This is a genomic window from Nocardia sp. NPDC003979, from assembly GCF_053605015.1.
Map to the genome: position 1 here is coordinate 296,317 of NZ_JBSGIJ010000005.1, position 20,942 is coordinate 317,258.

General features: G+C 64.6%; 14 protein-coding genes. 4 read left to right on the forward strand and 10 right to left on the reverse strand.

Annotated features, from left to right (window positions below; genetic code table 11):
- Positions 1–26: 26 nt before the first annotated feature.
- From ACWEVR_RS13755 to ACWEVR_RS13790, 8 genes are all read right to left on the reverse strand, one after another.
- Positions 27–1,943: a TOMM precursor leader peptide-binding protein gene (locus tag ACWEVR_RS13755; RefSeq protein WP_452467203.1), complete on the reverse strand. Its 1,917-nt coding sequence runs from the start codon at positions 1,941–1,943 to the stop codon at positions 27–29.
- Positions 1,930–3,780 carry a hypothetical protein gene (locus ACWEVR_RS13760; protein WP_452467204.1) on the reverse strand — a complete coding sequence of 617 codons (1,851 nt, stop codon included), beginning with the start codon at positions 3,778–3,780 and terminating at the stop codon, positions 1,930–1,932. The genes ACWEVR_RS13755 and ACWEVR_RS13760 overlap by 14 nt, the downstream gene beginning before the upstream one ends.
- Complete coding sequence (locus tag ACWEVR_RS13765) at positions 3,773–5,185, reverse strand: SagB family peptide dehydrogenase (RefSeq protein ID WP_452467205.1); 1,413 nt, start codon at positions 5,183–5,185, stop codon at positions 3,773–3,775. Before ACWEVR_RS13765 ends, ACWEVR_RS13760 begins: the two co-directional genes overlap by 8 nt.
- Positions 5,185–6,279: a lantibiotic dehydratase C-terminal domain-containing protein gene (locus tag ACWEVR_RS13770; protein WP_452467206.1), complete on the reverse strand. Its 1,095-nt coding sequence runs from the start codon at positions 6,277–6,279 to the stop codon at positions 5,185–5,187. The genes ACWEVR_RS13765 and ACWEVR_RS13770 overlap by 1 nt, the downstream gene beginning before the upstream one ends.
- Entirely contained in the window at positions 6,276–7,283 is a 1,008-nt protein-coding gene (locus ACWEVR_RS13775; protein ID WP_452467207.1) for a thiopeptide-type bacteriocin biosynthesis protein, read from the reverse strand. Before ACWEVR_RS13775 ends, ACWEVR_RS13770 begins: the two co-directional genes overlap by 4 nt.
- A complete protein-coding gene (locus ACWEVR_RS13780) occupies positions 7,280–10,048 on the reverse strand; it encodes a lantibiotic dehydratase (protein ID WP_452467208.1) in 2,769 nt (922 codons plus the stop codon). Before ACWEVR_RS13780 ends, ACWEVR_RS13775 begins: the two co-directional genes overlap by 4 nt.
- Before the next feature lie 57 nt (positions 10,049–10,105).
- Positions 10,106–10,276: a thiomuracin/GE37468 family thiazolyl RiPP peptide gene (locus ACWEVR_RS13785; protein ID WP_452467209.1), complete on the reverse strand. Its 171-nt coding sequence runs from the start codon at positions 10,274–10,276 to the stop codon at positions 10,106–10,108.
- Between the two features lie 671 nt (positions 10,277–10,947).
- The gene (locus ACWEVR_RS13790; protein ID WP_452467210.1) at positions 10,948–12,426 is read right to left on the reverse strand and encodes an AMP-binding protein; all 1,479 of its coding nucleotides are present in this window, start codon (positions 12,424–12,426) and stop codon (positions 10,948–10,950) included.
- Positions 12,427–12,497: 71 nt separating this feature from the next.
- Here ACWEVR_RS13790 and ACWEVR_RS13795 point away from each other — a divergent pair, with 71 nt between their 5' ends.
- Both ACWEVR_RS13795 and ACWEVR_RS13800 read left to right on the forward strand, forming a co-directional pair.
- A complete protein-coding gene (locus ACWEVR_RS13795) occupies positions 12,498–14,081 on the forward strand; it encodes a (2,3-dihydroxybenzoyl)adenylate synthase (protein ID WP_452467211.1) in 1,584 nt (527 codons plus the stop codon).
- Positions 14,078–15,277 (forward strand): FAD-dependent oxidoreductase, encoded by a 1,200-nt coding sequence (locus tag ACWEVR_RS13800; protein ID WP_452467212.1) that lies wholly within the window; start codon positions 14,078–14,080, stop codon positions 15,275–15,277. The genes ACWEVR_RS13795 and ACWEVR_RS13800 overlap by 4 nt, the downstream gene beginning before the upstream one ends.
- Here the strand turns inward: ACWEVR_RS13800 and ACWEVR_RS13805 are convergent.
- Positions 15,271–16,509, reverse strand: a complete 1,239-nt coding sequence (locus tag ACWEVR_RS13805) for a cytochrome P450 (protein WP_452467213.1) — start codon at positions 16,507–16,509, stop codon at positions 15,271–15,273. The two genes, ACWEVR_RS13800 and ACWEVR_RS13805, sit on opposite strands and share 7 nt — an antisense overlap.
- A 112-nt stretch (positions 16,510–16,621) precedes the next feature.
- On the opposite strand from ACWEVR_RS13805, the gene ACWEVR_RS13810 reads away from it, so the two are divergent.
- Together ACWEVR_RS13810 and pabB are read left to right on the forward strand one after the other, a co-directional pair.
- A complete protein-coding gene (locus ACWEVR_RS13810) occupies positions 16,622–17,575 on the forward strand; it encodes a ferritin-like domain-containing protein (protein ID WP_452467214.1) in 954 nt (317 codons plus the stop codon).
- A gap of 36 nt (positions 17,576–17,611) precedes the next feature.
- Positions 17,612–19,759 (forward strand): aminodeoxychorismate synthase component I, encoded by a 2,148-nt coding sequence (gene pabB / locus ACWEVR_RS13815; protein ID WP_452467215.1) that lies wholly within the window; start codon positions 17,612–17,614, stop codon positions 19,757–19,759.
- Here pabB and ACWEVR_RS13820 read toward each other — a convergent pair.
- Positions 19,648–20,925, reverse strand: coding sequence for a condensation domain-containing protein (locus ACWEVR_RS13820; RefSeq protein WP_452467216.1), 1,278 nt, complete (start codon positions 20,923–20,925; stop codon positions 19,648–19,650). The genes pabB and ACWEVR_RS13820 overlap by 112 nt on opposite strands.
- Positions 20,926–20,942 lie beyond the last annotated feature (17 nt).

Genomic DNA, 20,942 nt, shown 5'->3' on the forward strand with positions numbered 1-20,942 from the left:
TCCTTCAGCGGTCGGTGTCCCAGAGTTCATGGGAAGGGATGCGGGTGCGGATTCACCTCATCGGGCAACAGCGGCCGCGATGCCCCTCGGAGCAGCGGTGCGTTGAGTACGCGGGGCAGTCCATCGAGACGCCGGTTGAGGTGTCCGAATGTCATGGGCACCGTTCCGGGTATCAGCACTTTGACGCAAGCGAGACCGCCGTGGCGATGCTCGGCTGTGGTTTGGTCGACGAAGAGCACGTGCAGTCCGTGCTCGGCCAGCCGGTGAACCAGCGCGGCCAGGTCATCTGCGAGGTCTGTATTTCGGAACATCTCGTCCGTGGTTGCCGGCACCGCTGATTCAGTCGTAGTTGTCAGGAAGTCCAGCCTGCGGTATGCGTCAGGATGTGTGTACAGCGTGGTGTGATCGTCCATCGTGACAACGAGGTTCGGGTCGTTCACCATGAGCGCCGCCTTGTCCCTATCCGTAGGGGCGAGGTTGGAAAGAGATTGAACGATCGGCCCCAGCTCGTCGAGTGCGTTGAGAACTGATTGCTCGGGATTCAAGCTGGACGCTGCGGTGCAGGTCATCTTCGGCCATACGTCACGCGTGTTCACCGCCAGTGCCAGTGTGCTGGGAATCCCATGTTCCATCGTGGTGTCGAATAGTTGGAGGTCGTATCCGGTCTGGACTCGAATCGCGGTGGCGGTCAGCTTGATATCGAGGTTGGTGGTCGCTTCCAGGTCGAGTCGGGGAGCGGCGAGTCGGCTATACCAGGTCATCAGGAAGGCGTCCCGCTCGATGATCTCAAGGATTCCGTGCAGCACTGCTTCTTCGATGCTGCTACCAAGCGCGCATCCATTCGACAGGTCGTAGCAGAACCCGCGTTGCTCATCGGTGTGCTGGTGTAGTCGGTAGTAGGCCAGCGTTTCCGGCACAAGTATGGGTTCGTCACGTGTCAGCGAGTACCCCCAGACCCAATGGCATACAGCGGATGGCGTGAACGGCCGGAACCGAAATCCCGGCGTGCTGTAAGCCGCCTTCGAGTGGAGGCCGAGCGTTTCTGGATTCACAGCTCGATCGGCGACATCGGAGTAGGCGGCAGTGACCACGGTTCGTTTACCCCCAGGGCGTGTACCGCCCAGCCGCTCAAGGGCCTCCAAGATGGCGACCAGCTCGGCACGCCGGTAGCTTCTGGTGCGCCCGAATCCGTTTTCATCCCGTCCGTCGGCCAGTCGGATCGGTGCGTTGGCCACGACCAGGCCTCCCATGGTTCCACTGACGATCTCGCGGATGATCCCGCACTCACGATCGACGTAGAGATCTTTCAAATTGGGGAGTTCCTCGGCGATCGCGCGTGCCCGGTACATGTCCAGTGCCAACTTGGGCCGAGGGTCGCTGCCAAGCTCGTATTCGACCGGTGAGTCAGAGGGGAGGCTGCCGCACTCTTCACACTGTGGGTTGGGCAAGAACTGATGGCGGCTGACCGACAGATCGTCGAGATGCACGATCAGAATCGCGCCCTCGGTTCGTGCCGGCCGACCGGCTTCGAGCCGCTCGAGTTCGGAAGTGATCACGGCCGTCACGGTGGTGACAGCAAGGTCGGTCATCCAAGCTGATGACTGTTGGGCCAGCTCGCCATGGTATTTGCGACGAATCGCGTCGTATGAAGACGTCGAGCGGCGCGCCTGCCTGCGGCGCCATTCGAGGCAGGACCCACAGCCTGGACGGTCCGACTGCTCCAGCGGTCCGATCACGATCTCGCCCAGCTCTGCGCGAACAGCGAGTTGCAGGATCTCGGACCTCCCCAGCGGTTCGGCCCCGAAACCGGTGACAACCACGCGAAGGGGTGGGGCCTGTCGGGCGTCCTCATTCTGCAGAAGAGTCGCCCTGATTCCGTCGGCCAGGATCCCTTCACCAACTACCTCGACCGCAGTTGCGATCGGCTGCTCACGTGTCGTCATCAGATGCCTCCTGCCGGACGAGCACTCGCGCGACCGGAAGTACGTCGAACGCTTCAGAATCGGCATCCAGCAACGCCGCATGGACCGTGCTGCCATTGCGAGACAGTCGCTCGACGAGGTCGGACCGTGTCAGAGTTCGTTCCGATACGTCGAGATAGCCATCAATATCAGGAAGTGCTGGGAGCGTATCGGTCTCCGCGGGGAGGTAGGCCGGCTCCTGATTGGTGCGGCTTTGCCAAGCGGCAGCTGCGAGCAGCAAGCCATCCGCTGTTGCGGCGGCCGTTGATATACCGCACCCCACGGCACAAGTGACCCCGTCTACAGCAATGCCGACAGCCGGCACTCCCAGCTCGTCGTAGGTCAGGTCCACGATGTCCACAGATGCCACCGCCCCGAGCATTGCCCAGACATAGTGGATCGTTGGATCATCGGACAAATCGGCAACGCGAATTCGTTTGCGTGGCAGAGGATTATGGCGTAGCTCGGTGACGGTCTGCTGTTTGCATATGCTGAGTAGCCCCTCGACAACGGCGGTATCGAGGTTGTATCCGGATCCGATTCCTGGACGCAGCCGGGGCACCCCCGCGCGCCAGATCAAGTTCGGTCCATCGAAACGTTCCTGCGTCATCAACGAGTTGACCAGGTCATAACATGGAATAGGTTCCTCGCCAGGAAGCCTACTTCGATCTGAGACGAGCGCGCTGTAACCGGTGATCGCCTCGACAGCAGCAGCATGGCGAGCCGCGAAGGGATCTATCCCTGTGCCGCACACCGTAATCCGTCGGTTTCGGGCCTTCCTGCCCGGTACGACGTACTCGGTGCGAGAGACACGTAACGGGAGTTGTGTCAAGTCCGCCTCGTCTGGCTTGCGGAATACTCCGAAGTAGAGATCCGTCAATCTGGCCGCTCGACGCGAGAACTCTCCTGCGCTTATCGGTTCGGCTGCCAACAGAGACTCGAATCGCTCTGTCTCATTGCGGAAGCCGATACTGGAAACGGAGGTTGTCCGACTCGCAACTGCTTGGTGACCGCTGGTTGCGAGTGTCTCACAGTCGAATCGGAGGACCTCTCGGGCCACTGTGACGTCTGCGCTGGTGTAGGCCTTGCGCACATTGTGTGCGATTACATTTGCCAACACGATCCGCTCGGTGAAGGTTAGTGACGCCTCATGGTCGTTTGGCTCGAGGGCCTGGCACACCTCGGAGAAGTTGATCGTTGAGGGGGCTATCCATACGGCGGACCCGTCCAATACCACTTGTGTCAACGCCACATCGCCTGCGCGGCAAACGCGTTCATACGTAGCGATACTGGCAAATTGATCACGCAGAACGATGTGGACCACATGATCGCTAGGAGTCGCAAGCTGGTCGCCGACGATACCGGCATCGTCGTGGACACGAATCGATCGGATGCCGGAGCCGTTGAATGAATCGCGTAGACAAGCTGCCAACTGAGGCTTCCCGACGATGATGGTGTCCAGTTCGCACCACCGGGCGTATGCCGCTCGGGGGTCTGACCGGGTGTAGCCGATCAGTTCGACGACCGCATCGTTCTGAGGCGCAGTCGAATCGTTCGGATCGAGTTCGCTTACCATCCCTCCCGCCACTAGAGCACGCAGTAGGCGTTCGACGAAGTCCCGCTGTTCACCTTCGAGACCGTCGAGGAACTCCACTCGCGAGTGTTCCCCGGTCAGATGCGGCAGCAGTCGTTCCATCCAACGGTCTGCTGCGGGGAGTGTGATCGTCGCAAAACCGCGGTGTGTGAGCATCGCGAGTTCTCCGTCGGCAGCAAACCAGTAGGCGTCATCACGAATCTTCAATAGGGGTGCTTCAGCCAAGGTTCCTGCCTCTCGTGTACCACCGGGGGGCGGTTTGAGATGGCGATCCGATTCCGAAATCGCCGACCGCACATTCGTCTACTTGGTCGGTGCCGGTTGCCCAGTTGAACGCCGCGGCGTCACCTACGCCTAGCGCCACCGCACCGATCCCCATGGCGGTGGCAACGAGGTACATCGTCTGAGTCAGAGTGCCGGCATGCTTCAGAATCAACGCGTACGGGATCTGTTCGTAGGTCCACATCAGCCGCCCAGGTCGAGCCGCGATCACCATTAGCACCTGTGGAGGCTGTCGCTCGATCATCGTGACCGAACCTGCGCGAAGCAGCCGTTCGACCGCAGGGTGCTCGCCTTTGACGACCGGTTGCAGTTCGTGGCGGACCGAATCGTAGTGGTACATGCCGCTTTCCAATCCGGTGACATTACGTACCACCGGATAGAGCTCCAGCTCGTATACACCGCCACCTGACGGATAAGGTCGCGACATGACCTCTTTCCCGTCGAAGAAGTTGACGCCTCGCGAGCGTGCCGACCGGTACAAGAGTTCGCCGAGCTGGTCGGCAGTTATCGGGTGCTGGTCGTCGAACGCCCGGCAGGAATAGCGTTCCTCGATGGCCGCGGTCAGCGGGGGATCGGACTGTCGCAACTGGTCAAGCTCCGGCTCGAACAGGGCGATCGGAGTGCCTGGGTACGGTTCACGCCGTGCCGGCAAGGGATCGAACCTGCCTCGTGCCCAGTTCGTGGCTGAGAAACCGTCCCATTCCCACCCTCGATTGCCGAAGGTACTGCGATGGTGGAACCATAATTCGTGGGCGCTCCACTGGCGCAGTGAGAAGGTCTCGTCCTCTGTGTCCGCCTCGACGAGATGGCTGGTCCAGGACAGATCGTCGAGTATCCGCTCACGCAGTGGTGCAGAAAGTTCGGCTCCGTTATTGCCGAGCCCGAGCACCGCCGACAACGTACGGTCGTCGAGGATTTCGACATCACACCAGGACCGCGGGTTCTCCAACAGAAGACGTCCACGATGTCGGCGGATGACGGTGAACTTCGACAGAACCGGTTGGGAGGAACCGGTGCCTGCTTGTCCGATCGGCCAACCGTGTGGCTCAATCTTGTACATCGGTTTGTCTTCCCAGCAGACGGTGATCGACAACCACCCACCCTGTCTGAGGATGCCGATGAAGGCCGAGAGCTCTTGCGCATCATGGTTTTCGAGTAATTCGTCGATCCGCCGTGGACCGCTCGCCAACTCCTTCAGCACCTGACGCTGTTCGGGCGAAATCACGCCTAGCGCGGCAAATCGGGGCGTTGCGACCAAGGTGACGGAGCTGTCGGCCTTACTGGCGAAGCTGTAGACGGCGGGGCGAATCGAGTATCGCTCGGTACAGCCATCTGCGGGCATGCTCATCACAACCGATCCTCGAAGAAGCGCTGAAAATAGTCATCGGACTGGACCAGACGGACGCCGTCCAAACCCGTGATCGCCTCCATCGTGGAAGCAACGAGATAGCAAAGGAACCACCGCTCGACCAAGGAGATACCGGCTCTGGCGCCGTGCGCGTAGGTCAATGCCAGCATTACGCGATATGCGGCGAAGTTGACATTCCCGGTTTGGCCGTACCATCCCTGTTGTGTCATAAGAGCTCGATGAAACGGGCTGGTCAGCTCAGCCAACGCAAATGACCCACTGTCCTCTGGAGGAAGGGGAAAGTCGATCTCACCGGCCGCGACCAGCTCGAGCGCGCGTTCGCGGAAAGGGACAAGGGTAGCAACCCATTCGTCGGCGATAGGTGAAGACTCGGTGCCCTCGTCCAAACCTCGCAAGATCAGCTCTGCCCGGTGGACCAGGCCGGGTCGTTGCGCGTCGAACAGATTCGACCAGCCGTCGATGTACCGGTCACTGTCTCCTGCCGCATATCGAAACTTGTCCGCACTGGACCGGTATGACGTCCAGCTGAACTCGTACCCGCCGGCGAGAGCTCGGGCGGTCGCGAGCCACACATCGAAAAGCACGCCGATACGCGATTGCCCGTGTCGGACCCGCCGGCATACATCCGACACCAAACTATTGGTCGCGCAGTAAAAGTCCTCCAAGAGCTGTGTTGCAGCCACACCCCCGAACCCGATGAGTGGCGGCTCGTACTCCGCGTCGTTGATCGAGTTGTCCTCATAGAAGGGCACCAAAGGCCGAGGGTCGTTGTCGAGGTGCGCTTTTCGCTGATGGATCGCATACCACTGCGCCAGATCTGGTTGCGCCCTCGACGGGTGCCGTGCGAGATGCCCCCCGATCAAATCCAAGGCGGCTGGCTTGAACTGCCCAGAAAAGGACTCGGCGTCGCAGTGGATGTTCAGCCTGAGGTGAACTCCTCGCCTCCAGTGCCTCAGGAAGTAGGCCGGTACATCGAGGGACTCGAAGAGCGGCTGCACTCCGTCGCAGACCAAGGCGTCCGCGTCGGGATCGAAATGTGCGACATGCAGTGTCCGCCACCTAGCACCGCTCACGTCCGGACCCTTTCGTCCTCACAGGTTGCAAGAGCCCGCTGCGCGAGGAAGCGTACGTACTGCTCCTCTGCTAACGAGACCCCCACACGGTTACAGAACAGATGTGCGCAGGCGTCTAGTATCGGGAGGACGAAGTTGAGTTCCGGCTTGTCGGATCCGTCTTGCCACGGTACTTCGACGACACTGCCTGGATCGTGCACCAGCGCACGACAGATCGAGTTCCTGAGGCTGTCGACCGATGCGATCCAGTCCTCCAGCAACTGCCATCCCGTGGATGCACCGTGCACCGCCGCGAGTACCCGTCGCGTAATGGCCGTCAGCCCGTCCTTTTGGCGTGAGAAGCGCACTTCGAAGTCGGCATGTTCGCCGTCCGCAAGCTCGAATCGATGGCGACGGAATTCGGTCCACTCGGTGATTGCGCGGACGTCCGGGGTTGCCGCCAACCATGCCGCCAAAACAACCGCGAGGCAGACCGTCAGGCGGCGGCCGAGGCCGTTGGATCGCACAACCTCCAGCCCGAGACGACTGGATTCCGCGAAGTGTCCTTCGATCGCTGCCATCAGTACTCCGGTTCCGTACCGGTCGTACTCAGGCGAGTAGTCGATGAACTGCACAGAGTTGTCCGGGTAGGGATCTGTGTGGAAGTCGGTCATCCCTTCAGCTGCCGCGAGATAGCTGCTGATCTCTCGATATCTCTTAGCTGGCCAGGTTTTTCGGCTCGGCTCTCGATCGAAGAACGTCTGCGCGCGCTCGCGAATCAGCTCAGCTATCCGATCGGCGTACTGTGGTGCGGTCGGCCGCAGTCGGAGGCGGACGTGCGGCCCGCCATCCCAATACCGAAGGAAGAACCAGTCTTCCACCGGAGTGGTACCGAGGTCTGTGATCAGCGGTGCGACCACATCTGTGACGATCCGATCGAGCTCCGCACCGTAAAATAGGTGCGCACTGACCCATGTGTGCGCAGTGCGGTTCTGTCCCTTCGGTTTCTGCAAGTTTTCGGTCATACCCTCGCGCCGTCCGGATTCACTTCGAATACCAGCTCGGAGACGTGCGCATGCTCGTCGCCCGCATCAATCTCCAACGGGTCCGGTAGCGCTTCCTCGAACAGGACCTCGCCATCAGCGCGAAGGTGTCGGGTGAAATCCAGAACCGAGAGAACGTTTCTCAGGTCCAGGTAGAGCGGCTTCCGATCCTTCGGGAAGATCCCGGGCAAACTCATGTCTGTTGTCGTTCCAGCAGGCCGTGCGAAGGTGCGTTCCGGCAGCCCGCTCACACTCGCCCAAGTCCAGAAGCGATCCAGGAACACCGCATCGGACTCGCCGGATCGCTGACGCGGGATCTCGGAAACAGGCAGGATCGTAGCGGCCCGGAACAAGACGACCGAACCCACTCGTACACGCGGGATTCGACGCTCTGGTTCCACTCCACTGATCTGGCGGCGAAGCGTCGTGAACGCGGACGGCCGCAGAAACCGGCTGGGCCCGAACAACCAGGTTGTCCACGCGACCAAACCCGGAAGCAGAAACGGAGCCATCATCCCGTTATGGACAGGGACAACCCGCTTGTTCAGCGACACCGACCACAGCTCTACTCGATCAGTCGAACTATCACGACGCACAACCAAATCCGCCAGCCGCAGCACCTCCCGGTTGCGCCTGCTGGTCACAACCCTCGGATATTCGATCTCGAACTCGGCAACTGCGGTACGTCGATTGGTCGCACCGCGAAAGGTGCCCATGAACTCCGCGACTACCGCCTCGTCGCCGATCTGCGCGGGCGACAGGGCAGTCGTCGCGGCGCCTGCGCGATCCAGTAGGTGGTGGATGCGTGAACGGTTTCGGCCGAATCCCGAGTGCGCTTCGTTGAGTACTACCAGCCCATCTGAAGGACCGCCGACTGACTGGACGTAATAGGTCATCGACGTGCGTTCATTGATCCACTGAGGCCAGCCGAGGGTGACACGATCGATCTCGTCCGGCGAGAGCGTGACTTCGCCACCGCGGGTGGGAGCGGTGCTCAACAGTTCGGTGACCTGTGCCCAGTACGTCCGCAGCTTCCTGGTCTCTTCTCGATGGAAGACAGGGTCTTGACCTATGATGTCGATCCAATGTTGCTGCGTAGGCGCTTTCGAGGCTAATGAGACGTCCGCGAGTGCCCCCGAAGCGCCGAACCCCTGGCCCGAGCTGCATACGGCTCGATAGAACTCCAGGAGAGGTACCTGCTCGTCATCCTGATACTGCTCCGCGTAGAAGCCCGCAACCGCGGCCTTGACGACCACAGCAGTGTCGAAGACGCTCATCATCCGATCTGCTCTGTCGAGATCCGCCAAGACGGTGTCCTCGATCGGTGCGGAGGGTATGAGAACCGGGTCCAGCAGCAGGCCTGTCTCGTGGAATGGGAAGTGCGCCATGCGCGCGGCCTCGGTCGAGGCCCCGTCCAGCCCACCGTCGTCGGAGCCGAGTATCGAGGTCAGATGCGTCAGCTCACACTTCAGCTGCGACAGTCGGAGTATCTGCGCCTCGACATTCGCCAGGGATACCCGCTGCACCAGAAGCTCTTTCAGCCTCCGCACGGTGTCTGCGACAGCGTGTCCGCCGAGTTCGTCGTCCAGCCATGCGCTCAGTGCGGCAACGGGTTCGTGTGCGGTGTCAGGAATCGGTGCGCATGCCTCGAGAATTCCTATTTCGACGAGCTTGCCCACATACCGAGTTACTCGGTCCCACTCGGAGCTTCCCGGCAATGCCAACAGGCGGCACATCTCGTCTGCAGACTTGCTCCCAGCCTTGGAGAATATCTCCAAGCAACTCACTATCGACGGGCTCGCCTTGATCGAGGCGAAGACTTCGATGCCCGTCAGACGGTCGTAGTTCAGGTAGTGCAAATTGTCATCCGACAGATAGAGACTCGGATTGACTCGTACCGGTAGTAATCGCTTGAAGTCGGAGTCGCCGGCTACCCAGCTTACAATCGACTCGGAGACCAGTGCATCGAGATCGGAAACGAATTCGATTGCTTCGGAATGCTTGCCCCGCTGTGATCTATTCGGTGAGATCCATGCAACAGTTCCGACAACGCCGAGTGAACTGAAGAGGCTTGTCTTCGCGGTCGCACGTGAGAGGTATCTCGTCAGACGCAGGACAGTCGCTGTGCGTAGCGGCTTGCCGGTAGCGATCCATTTTTCCAACTCGTTCGACAAGGCCGGACTGCTGATGGCGACACCGCGGCGGAATCCGGGGTCTGCACATGTGGACCTGAGCGCATCAATCTTGGCCCGACTTTCCTCTGTGAGAGTTGTACCGAACCGAACTCTCGCCTCGTCCCGGAGTCCTCTTGAAGCAATCCACTGAGTAATCCGCCGCCGGAGGTCGTTCGATATGGATGTATCCTTCGCATCCCACTCGTTCGACGTCGGTCGGCGATCGTTGTGTATCGCGCGACGGAGGCCCACCAAAGCGGGCTTCGCGGGATCACCGTTATCCAAGCTACCGATCACTTCGTAGAGCTCGTCGGCAATATCCATTGCCGACTGTCTAATCTGTAAATCCAAGCTCTTCAGCATATCCCATTCAGCACGGGACTCGTCGAATCGCAGCATTGAGAGAGAATGTGCTGGCATCCCCGCGACCCGCACCAGGGCGGGATCGGCGGGACGCACCGCGTCAACAGACATCAGAGGCGTTGACACTACGAACCCCTTGTGGTCGGGCGCAAAGCGCGAGTACGAAATGTCGATGCGCACATCGAAGAGTGCGGCCCCGAAGCTTGGCACGCCACCCATGGTGGAGGGCCGAAACCCGAAGCCGCACAATCCGATTCAGGCCCTCGATCAGCCGGAACAGCAGGTGGACGAGCAACAGCAGCACGAACACGGAACCGAACAGCAGCTCGCAGGTGTCGTCTCGCTGGCCCCGAGACCTGTTGTCAGAGTTTCGATTTCGAGGTCATCGATATCCAGCCCCTGAATATCGACTGGGAGATCGTTCACATTCAAACCCATTTAGTTCACCCCCTCTCATGACTCGACCAATGGGATCAGCCGACACCGTGGATCGCAGGAAGTGAGCGCAGTAGCTTCGCTGATGTTAATTCCGGCGAAGACGCAGCTCAAACTGCCTGCTGCCTCGATGGCGAGCAGCTACTAACTTCAATACGCCAAGGAAACGATGGTGCCTGCGGTACTTGAAAGCACCCGAGAGTGCAATAACTGAAGGATCGAATCGAAAACCATCCCCTTCGTAATATTCACCCTAGGCAAGATCCGATCAAATTCGACGATACCTCAGGCGATGCATTCGGTCAACCATTCGGCTGGGGCAGCGCACCGCAGACTCAGGTTTGTCAATCCCCCTACCGGATTTCGAATTTGTTCGTGTATCGCCTCATTTCGCCGACTGGGCCACCCGGCCAGCGGCGCGAGTCGCGGCGGACTGCCCTGAGCCGGGTCGTGGTCTTGCCAGTGCCTTTCTGGATGTGACGGCAGTTCATCACGCACGCCGCGAAGCACTGCTCGCGGCGTGCTTGGCGAATTCGGCGGTGCCGCCGCGGCATTGCTGAGGTTGGCTCGACACGGCCCTGTCGGGCAAGGCGACCAGGCTGCGACGGATGGCTGCACCCCGCTCGCGGATGGCCTCGCCGTCGCTGCGACTCCGGAAAGCCGGGGGCGGACCATCACCAATCCCCGGTTCGCACCACATGCCGACGCAATTTCCCGGTGGGGGTGCGGGGGAGGGCGTCGACGAAGGTGATGGTGCGGGGGACTTTGAAGGGGGCGAGCCGGCTACGGACCAGGGCGGTGAGTTCGTCTGCGAGGGCGGTCCGGTCCCGGGTGGCCGTGACGACGAAGGCACGCAGGCGGGTGGCACCGCGGGGATCCGGGAAGGCGGCGACCGCGGCCTCCCTGACGTCGGGGTGGCCGGTGAGCAGGTCCTCGATTTCGGCGGGTGCGATGTTGATACCGCCGACGATTTCGATGTCGTCCACCCGGCCGGTGTGTACGAAGCGGCCGTCGGACCGGCGGATGCCGGTGTCACGGGTGGCCAGCCAGCCCGCCTTCAGTGCCGCGGCGGTAGCCTCGGGGCGGTCCAGATATTCGGTGAGCAAAGTCGGTCCGCTGACGTGTAGCCGACCTTCGGTGTCGTCGGGAGCCGGGTGGCCGTCGCGGTCGCGGACTTCGATGCGGTAGCCGTGCAGCGGGCGGCCGACGGTGCCGGGCATGTTGTCGGACAATGTATTCGCACACCAGGCCCCGCCGACTTCGGTGGAACCGAGTTCGTCGAGAACGGGCGCGCCGAACAGGGCGCGACCGCGCTCGCCTAGCGTGGTGGACAGGCGTTCGCCGGCCGAGACGACGACCCGAACCCGCTGGAAGGCATCGGCATCGGCCTCGGCGACCAGATGCGCGAGCGCGGACGGCACGGCGTGCAGCACCGTGACGCCGTAGCGGTCGGCGGCCTCGGCGACCTGCGCGGGACCCGGCTTCGCCGCGAGCAGCACCGCGGCCGAGCCGGAGTAGAGCGGATAGATCAGTGAATTGCCGAAACCGTAGGCGAAGAACAGCTTCGACACCGAGAACGTGACATCGTTGGGCTCGATCCGGAGCATCCGGCGGCCGACCGCTTCGAAGTGGTGCGCGAGGTCGCCGTGGCAGTGCACCGCCCCCTTGGGTGCACCGGTGGTTCCGGAGGTGAACTGGACATACAGCGGCGTCGTTGAAGCAACCTGAGCCGCAGGGGCCTCCGGTGCTCTTCGGGCTTCGTGTTCGAGTTCGTCCAGTCCGATGGTGGGTCCGCCGACGCCGCGCCCCACGGTCAGCAGCGGCCGCACCGACTCGGTGAGCGCCTGCAACTCGGGTTCGGCGAGCCCGGGGTTGACCAGGATCGCCACCGCGCCGAGCCGGCCGATCGCCAGGAAGGTCGCGATCCAGCCGATGCCGTCGGGCGCGCACAGCAGAACGCGCATGCCCGCGCGCACCCCGCGCCCTGCGAGCACACCGGCCATCCGCGCCGCGAGCGCGTGCAACTCGCCGTGCGTGCAGTGGCGGCCGCCGAGGTAGTACGCGGGCAGGTCGCGCCGGTCGGGTGCCGCGGCGCGATCGGCCAGTGCAGCAATGGAATTCGCGGAATCGTTCGCGCCGCGTGAGCTTGGCATACTCTCGGAGCGTAGCGGCGGGGCTCGATATTTCACCTGATTCGACGGCATATTCGAGATCGAGGAGACGAATGATGTTGGCAGGCTGCACGCCCTGGCCGGTGGAGTTCGAAAAGCGCTATATCGATGCCGGATATTGGGGCACGGAAACCCTGGGGAGTCTGCCGGAGCGCTGGGCGGCGGCCGGTCATGCGCACCCGGCGATCGTGGACGGCGATCAGCGCATCGGCTATCCCGAGTTGGCCGAACGTGTCGGCCGGATGGCCGGTGGCCTGCGGGGATTCGGTGTGCGGGCGGAGGATCGGGTGGTCGTGCAGCTACCCAATTCCGCCGACCTGATCCTGCTCATCCTCGCGCTGTGCCGCCTCGGCGCTCACCCGGTGCTGGCGCTGCCGCCGCATCGCAAGGCCGACCTGGACCATGTGATCGCAGTCTCCGAGGCGCGCGCCTACATCACCGCTGGCGAGGTCGCCGGATTCGATCATCGAAGGCTCGCGAGGGAATTGCTCGGCACAGTCGGTCTGGTCGCCGTCGCGGCCGATGATTCCATGGAATTTCAGCGCCTGGCCGACCTCGATGGGCCGCCACCGCAGGACGCGGCCGAGCCGGCAGACGTCGCGCTGTTCCTCCTCTCCGGCGGCACCACCGGGCGCCCCAAACTCATCGCGCGCACCCACCGCGACTACATCTACAACCTGCGCACCAGCGCCGCCAACGCCGAGCTCGGCCCCGCCGATGTCTACCTTGCCGCGCTGCCCATCGCGCACAACTATGCCCTGGCCTGCCCCGGTGTGCTCGGTACCCTGGACGCCGGTGGCACCGTGGTCATTCCGCCGACTCCGAGCCCAGAGGATGCGTTCGAGTCGATCGCGCGCGAACGCGTGACGGTGACCGGATTGGTCCCGCCGCTGGCGATGGTGTGGGCGCAGGCGGCCGCGACCGGCGAGCTCGGCAGCCTGCGCCTGGTACAGGTGGGCGGCGCGAAAATGACCGCCGAGGCGGCGAAAATCATCGGCTCGGCGCTGGGTTGCCGGTTGCAGCAGTCCTTCGGCATGGCCGAGGGCCTGCTCAGCCAATCGGGTCCCGGCGACACCGCAGAACAGCTGCTGATCGCGCAGGGCCGGCCGATCTCACCCGGCGACGAGGTCCGCGTGGTCGACGACGCCGACCGCGACGTGCCCGACGGAGAGATCGGCCGGTTGCTGGTGCGTGGGCCCTACACCATTCGGGGGTACTACCGCGCCGACGCCTACAACGTCACAGCATTCACCGCCGACGGCTACCTGCGCACCGGTGACCTGGTGCGCCGCTTGCCTTCCGGACATCTGGTGATCACCGGCCGCGCCGACGACGTGATCAATCGCGGCGGTGACAAGATCGCGCCCGACGAGCTGGAGGAACAGCTGCTCGCCCATCCCGGCGTACTCGATGCGATCGTCACCGGCATGACCGACGCGAGCCTGGGCGAACGTGTCTGTGCCTGGGTGGTGCCGCGCGAGCCCGGCCTCGAACTCCGCGAGCTCACCGGCTTTCTGGTGGCCCGCGGCGTGGCCGGATACAAGCTGCCCGAGCGTCTGGAACTGCTGCACGCCTTCCCTCGCACCAGTGTCGGGAAGGTCGATAGGCACCGCTTACGGAAGCTGGCCGACCGGTGAGCCGCCAGTTGGTCGTTGTTGGCGCGGGCCCCGGCGGGCTGAGTACCGCGCTGGCCGCGCACGCGCTCGGCGTCGATGTGGTTGTGCTGGAACGGGATCCGGAGGATCGGGCCAGGGCAGGCAGCCGCGCGCTGTTCCTGCACCGGGATTCGCTGCGGCTGCTCGAGCGGGCCAGCGCGGGGCTCGGGCGGCGATTGGGCGAGCGTGGGCTGGTGTGGCAGCGCCGGACCACGATGTACCGGGGACGCACGGTGTACTCCGAGGAGCTGCCAACGGCGGCGGTGGACGGGCTGCCGCCGTTCACCAGCCTGCGCCAGATCGACACGGAGGCGATCCTGCGCGAAGCGGTGGCCGCGGCCGGGATCGAGGTGGTCTATGGCGTGAATATCGTTTCCGTGCAGCCGGAGCCGACCGAGGTGGTGGCGCGCAGTGCCGACGGGAGCTGCTGGCGCAGCAGCTACCTCGTCGCCGCGGACGGTTCCCGCTCCGAGGTGCGCGAGAGCCTAGGGATCGCCCTGCTCGGCGCGCGCTCCGACAGCTACCACGTGGTGATCGATGTGGCGGGCGAACCGGCGCGCAAAGAGCGGATCTTCCACTACCACCATCCGAGACTGGACGGCAGGCACGTGCTGATCGTGCCGTTCGCGGGCGGCTGCCAGGTCGACCTGCAGTGCTCGGCCGACGACGATCCGGATCAGTGGTCGGGGGTGGACGAGGTATCCCGCTGGCTACCACTGGTTCTGGACGACGACGGCTCTCATCGGGTGCTGTGGCGCGCCCGATATCCGTTCCTACAACGGGTGGCCGCGTCCATGGCCGATCCCAGCGGCCGTGTGCTGTTGGTCGGTGAGGCGGGACACCTGTTCGCGCCGTTCGGCGCGCGCGGCATGAACAGCGCAATCGCCGACGCCGATGCCGCGGCCTGCGCGGTGGCCTGCGCACTGGCGGCCCGTACCCCTGGGCGCGCCAAGGCCGCGGTTCTCGACTACTCCCGAATCCGCGGGGCTGCGGCCGAATTCAACTGCGCGGCTGCGGGTGCGGCGCTGCGCCATATGCGCCCGGCATCGGCCGCGGAACGGCTCGCCCAATCCGGCGCGGCGCTGCTCGCACCACTGGTGCCGCGTCTGGGCAGCTGGCTCGAACACGCGCCCTACGGCCCGCGCGTGGCCGCCACGATCGGTCCCAGCCGCTATTGACCCAGGTGTACGGGCAGGCTCGACAGCGACCGCAGCGTGAACATTTCCCGTCGCTGCGGCGCACCGGCCGCCCGCAGCTCGGGGAAGCGCGCGAACAGCGCCGGGAACACCGTGCACCCTTCCATCCGGGCCAGTGCGGCGCCCATGCAATAGTGCACGCCGCCGCCGAACCCCACGTGCCGGCGACCCCGCCGATCGATATCTAAAGTGGTTGGGGTGGTGAAGATCTCGGGATCATGATTGGCTGCCCCGACCATCGCCATGAGATGCGAACCGGCAGGCACGATGGTCTCGCCGATCCGGTAATCGGCGACGGTGAACCGCGGCGTGTACTGAATCGGGCTGTCCAGCCGCAGCAGCTCCTCGACCGCCGGGGCCGCGAGTTCCGGGTCGCGGGCCAGCCTTCCCCGCGCCTCGGGCGCATCCAGCAGCGCCGCGACCCCGTTCCCGATCAATCCAGCGCTGGTCTCCAGCGAGGCGACCACCACGAACATCAGATTCACCAGCACGTCGTTGAGGCTCAGCCGTCCCCCACGGTGCGCGTCGAGAACCGTACGCAGCAAACCGTTTCCGGTCCGCCCCGCGCCCGAGACCGCGTGCCGGGCCAAATAGCGGCCGAACTCGGTGGCGGCCGTCGCGGCGGCGACGCGGCGTTCCGGCGCGACCAGTAGATCCGGATCGTCGTTGGCGATCAGATGCTGGGCCCACACCGCCACGTCGGCCGCGTCGGCTTGGGGCAGCCCGAGAACATCGAGAATCACCGCGATCGGCAGTGGTTCGGCCAATACGGTGACCAGATCGACGGTTCCGCCCGCCCGCGCCATCTCGTCGAGCAGCCGGCGCGTGTGCCGCTCCACCAGCGGCGCAAGGGCTTTGATCTCGCCGGGCCCGAACGGCACGGCGAATTCGGCGCGCACCCGGTCGTGCGCGGGCGGATCCAGAAACTGGAAGTGGCTGAACGCCTGCTCGCCGAGGGTGCCCTCGGTGCGCTCGCTCGCGTACTTCTCGTGCAACCCCGAACGCCGCGGATCGGTGCTCAGCGCCGGGTCGCGCAGCACGGTGAGGACATCGGCGTAGCGCGTCACCAACCAACCCCCGGACTCCACCCGCACCACCGGCAGCTGCTCGCGCAACGCGGCGTAGAAGGGGTAGGGGTCGGTGCGGAATCCGGGTGTCCGCACCGTGTCGAAGAACGCGGACGGATCGATCGTGATACCGGTGCGTGCGGTCATGCACGCCACGATATCCATCCCTGACATCGGCCTTCCCGAGCTCGCCCGGCGTATCCGGGAATTCGGTGGCGGAGCCTCGATGCCGGCCGCAGCGCGCCGTAGGGTGGAGATCATGGCCGGACTGACCTTCGACGACGGCTCCTCGTCCCGGCTGCTGATGGACTACGAACCACACCATCCGCAGTTGCGCACTCTCTATGAGAACGCCCAGCAATCGCAGTGGAGCGCCGTCAACGACGTGGACTGGACCCAGCAGGTCGAATTCGGCCGGCCGTTGTCCGACGACTCCGCCTTCGCCATGGCGGGTTTCGAGAACTCGCCACTGGCCGCACGCGGGCGCGGTATGTGGGATGTGTTCCGCTGGGAGGTGCAGTCCTGGCTGGTCAGCCAGTTCCTGCATGGTGAGCAGGGCGCGCTGATCGTCGCGGGCCGGCTGGTGGAGCTGGTGCCGGACTTGGACACCAAGCTCTGCCTGGCGACCCAGGTCGTCGACGAGGCCCGGCACGTCGACGTTTTCGCTCGCTACCTTCGCGAGCACGTGCCCGAGCCATATCCGCTGTCCGGCCCGCTCGAGTCCCTGCTCGGCGACATCCTCGACGACTCCCGCTGGGATATCACCGCGCTCGGCATGCAGATCATGGTCGAGGCGCTCGCGCTTGCCTCGTTCCGTTTGGCGGACCGGACTTTTCACGATGGGTTGATCCGGCAGATCGCACGGCTGGTGGCGCGTGACGAGGCCCGGCACGTATCGGTCGGGGTGCTGTCGCTGGAACAGCTCTATCGCGAGCTGACCACGGCCGAACTGGCCGACCGGGAGGAACTGGTACTGGATGCGGCAGAGTCCACGCGCCGGCGGTTCCTCCTCACCGATATCTGGGAGCGCCTGGATGTGGTTGCGGCCGAAGGCATTTCCTATGCCGAACACGACGAGGTGATGGTGCTCTACCGCAGGGCGATCTTCTCCAGGGTCATTGTCGCGCTGGGGCGGGTCGGGTTGCTCACCGATCGGGTTCGCGAGGGTTTGGACAAGCTGGGACTGTCCGGGTTCGCCCAGGTCAGAGCCTGAGCTGTGCGAAACCGACATCGAGGGAGGGCTTGTCGAATGCGCATCTTACTGATCGACAATCACGATTCCTACACCTACAACCTCTTTCAGCTCATCGCCTCGACCTACGGCGTCGAGCCCGCGGTGTTCACCAACGACGATCCGGCCCTGCGCGCGGTGGACGCGGCCGATTACGACGCGGTGGTGCTTTCGCCGGGGCCGGGCCGGCCGCAGACCGCACGCGATGTCGGTGCCGGGCCCGATCTGGTGCGCGAGCTCGGTCTGCCGGTGCTCGGGGTGTGCCTGGGTCATCAGGTGCTCGGCATGGTGACCGGCGCGTGCGTCCAGCCCGCGCCGCAGCCGCGCCACGGCTATCTGGAAAGCGTCACCCACGACGGCATTGGCCTGTTTCACGGACTGCCGCAAGGGTTTACCGCTGTGCGCTACCACTCGCTGTGCGTCGCCGATCCGGTGCCGGACGAGCTGGAGGTCACCGCGCGCGGTGCCGACGGCGTCATCATGGCGCTGCGGCACCGCAGCAGGCCCTGGTGGGGCGTGCAGTTCCACCCGGAATCGGTGGCCACCGAATACGGCGCCCGGCTGCTGGAGAACTTCCGGCATCTGGCGATGAACGGGCATGCCGCGGACCAGGCGAGTCACACCGGCTGGCGGGTGCACGCCACCCGGGCCCGCACCGGCTCGGCCGGGCCGAGCGCCGAGCGTTTGTTCGAGGAGTTGTTCGGGTCGCGACCGTTCGCCTTCTGGCTCGACAGCAGCCGGGTGGAGCCGGGCCTGTCACGGTGGAGCTTTCTCGGCGACGCCGGCGGACCCTGCGGTGAGGTGCTCACCGCAGAGGCCGGACGAAATGCTGTGCAGTGCCAGAGATCCGACGGGTCAACGGTCGAATACGCCTCGATCTTCGACGCGTTGCGCACGCGGCTCGCAGACCGGGCTGGGGTGGTGGATCCGTCCCTACCGGTCACGCCGGCCGGGGGTTATGTCGGCTGGTTCGGCTACGAGATGAAGGCCGAGTCCGGCTCCCCGAATCGGCACGCCGCAGCGACGCCGGACGCCGTGTGGATGTCGGCGAGCCGACTGCTGGCGGTGGACCATCAGGCCGATGCATGGTGGGTGCTCGGCCTGTGTGACGGTGATCCCCAGCACTGTGCCCAGGTGCGGGCGTGGGTCGAAGAAGCCACCGCCGTCGTCGAAACCTCCAGCGGCCCGCCGGATCCCGTCGCGCTGCCCACCGCGGCCGTGGACCCTGAGCCGTGGCTGAACCGCTCGCGCGAGCACTACGTCAAGGAGATCGCGCAGTGCCAGCAGGCGCTGCGGGTAGGGGAGAGCTACGAGATCTGCTTGACCGCCGAACTCGAATTGCCTTTCCAGGGTGACCCGTTGACGGTCTACCGCCGCCTGCGGCGGCTCAACCCGGCGCCCTACTCGGCGTATCTACGCGCTGGTGACGTGCATGTGCTGAGCTCCTCACCGGAGCGGTTCTTGCGCGTGGACCGTGACGGCATCGTCGAGTCCAAACCGATCAAGGGCACCGCGCCGCGGGCCGCCGACCCGGTCCGGGACGCTCACCTGCGCACCCAGTTGGCGGCGTCGGCGAAGACTCGCGCGGAGAACCTGATGATTGTCGATCTGGTCCGCAACGACCTGGGCCGGGTCTCGGTGGCCGGCAGTGTCGAGGTACCCGAGCTCATGCATGTCGAGACCTATGCCACCGTGCACCAACTGGTTTCGACGGTCCGCGGCCGCCTGCGCGCCGGGCAGACCGCGCTCGACGCGGTGCGCGCCTGCTTCCCGGGCGGTTCCATGACCGGCGCGCCGAAGGAACGCACCATGGAGATCATCGGCCGGCTCGAGGACCGGGCGCGCGGGGTCTACTCAGGCACCCTGGGTTTCCTCGAGCCGGGCGGGGCGGCCGACCTCGATATCGTCATCCGCACCATCGTCTTGACCGAAGGCTGCCTGACTATCGGGACGGGTGGGGCCATCGTGCTCGACTCCGATCCGGACGACGAGTTCGACGAGATCCTGGTGAAGGCCGCCGCGTCACTGCGGGCGGTGGCGCCGGAGGAGGTGGGTCAGCCCGGCAGCATTGTCCCCGAGGGTGATTCGGCCAGCCCCGCCGCGACCTCGGCGAAGCGGTCGACGAAGCCGCGGACCCAGGCGTCCTCGAAACGGTCGCTGGCGTAGCCGACGACCACCTCGAACCCGCCGTCGCGATGCGGCATCACGACGAAGTCGAGGTCGAAGCGGGCGCCCATGCCGGCGGGCGGGTCCACTGGCTCGACGGTGAGATCGGAGGCGCCGAGCGTGGTCTGATGGGTAGCCTCGGCGAAGACCTGGAACACCACATCGCGCACTGCTTGAGCGCGAATCGTGTTGAGGGGCAACATTTGATAGGGCAGCGCCTGATGCACCAGCGCACCGACCACGGTCTTGCGCGCGGCCTCGACCACCTCGCCGGTGCTGCGCGCCTGCGGGAAACGCACGCGCAGCAGCACCATATTCGCGAGGTAGCCGACGGTGGTGTCCATTGCGCCGGGGGCGCGGTTGGCCAGCAGGGAGGCGACCGCGAGATCACGCTGCCCGGTGTGGGCGTGCAGGACCGACATGAACGCGCCCAGTAGCACCGCGAACGGGGTTGTCCGGTGCGCCCGGGCGGTGGTGGTGATGCCCGCCCTGGTCTGGCGGTTCAGACGGGTGCGGGCGAAAGCGATACTGCGCGTGCGGTTAGGGTCGCGCTCGGGGAGGCGCGGCACGCTGAGTCCGTCGAGTTGGGTGCGCCAGTACTCCTGTAGCCGGGCCAGTCGGTCGCCGCTGAGCTCCTCGGTCTCCGCGCGCACGAAATCGGAAAACGCGGCACTGACCACGGGCAGATCCCGGCCCGAATAGGACTGTCCCAGTTCCCGGCTGACGATGCCACAGGACCAGGCGTCGGTGATCAGGTGGTGCTGGTTGAGGCATAACACATAAGTGCGCGGGCCCAGCCGCCACAGCCGGGCGCGCAGGGTCTGCTCGGTAACATCGAATCGGGTGGCCAGCTCCGCACGCAGCGCTTCGATGACTGCGCTCTCTGGATCGGCGCTGTCGGTCAGGTCGACGACGGGTAGCTCGATCGCGAAGGGCGCGGCGACTTTCCGGACCAACCATCGTCCGCGCCCGGTGAAGGTGGTGCGCAGCGCCTCGTGCCGTGCGATGACCTGCTCGAGTGCGCCGGCGAGCCGGTCTCGGTCGAGATCGCCGCTGATCCGCAGGATGATCGGGCAGTTCAGCGCGCCGCCCGCGCCGAGATAGTGGTCCATCAGCCACAGTTGGCGCTGGCCGACCGACGCGGGCCCGGCTTCGGTGGTGGACATGAGGCCCTACCTTTCTG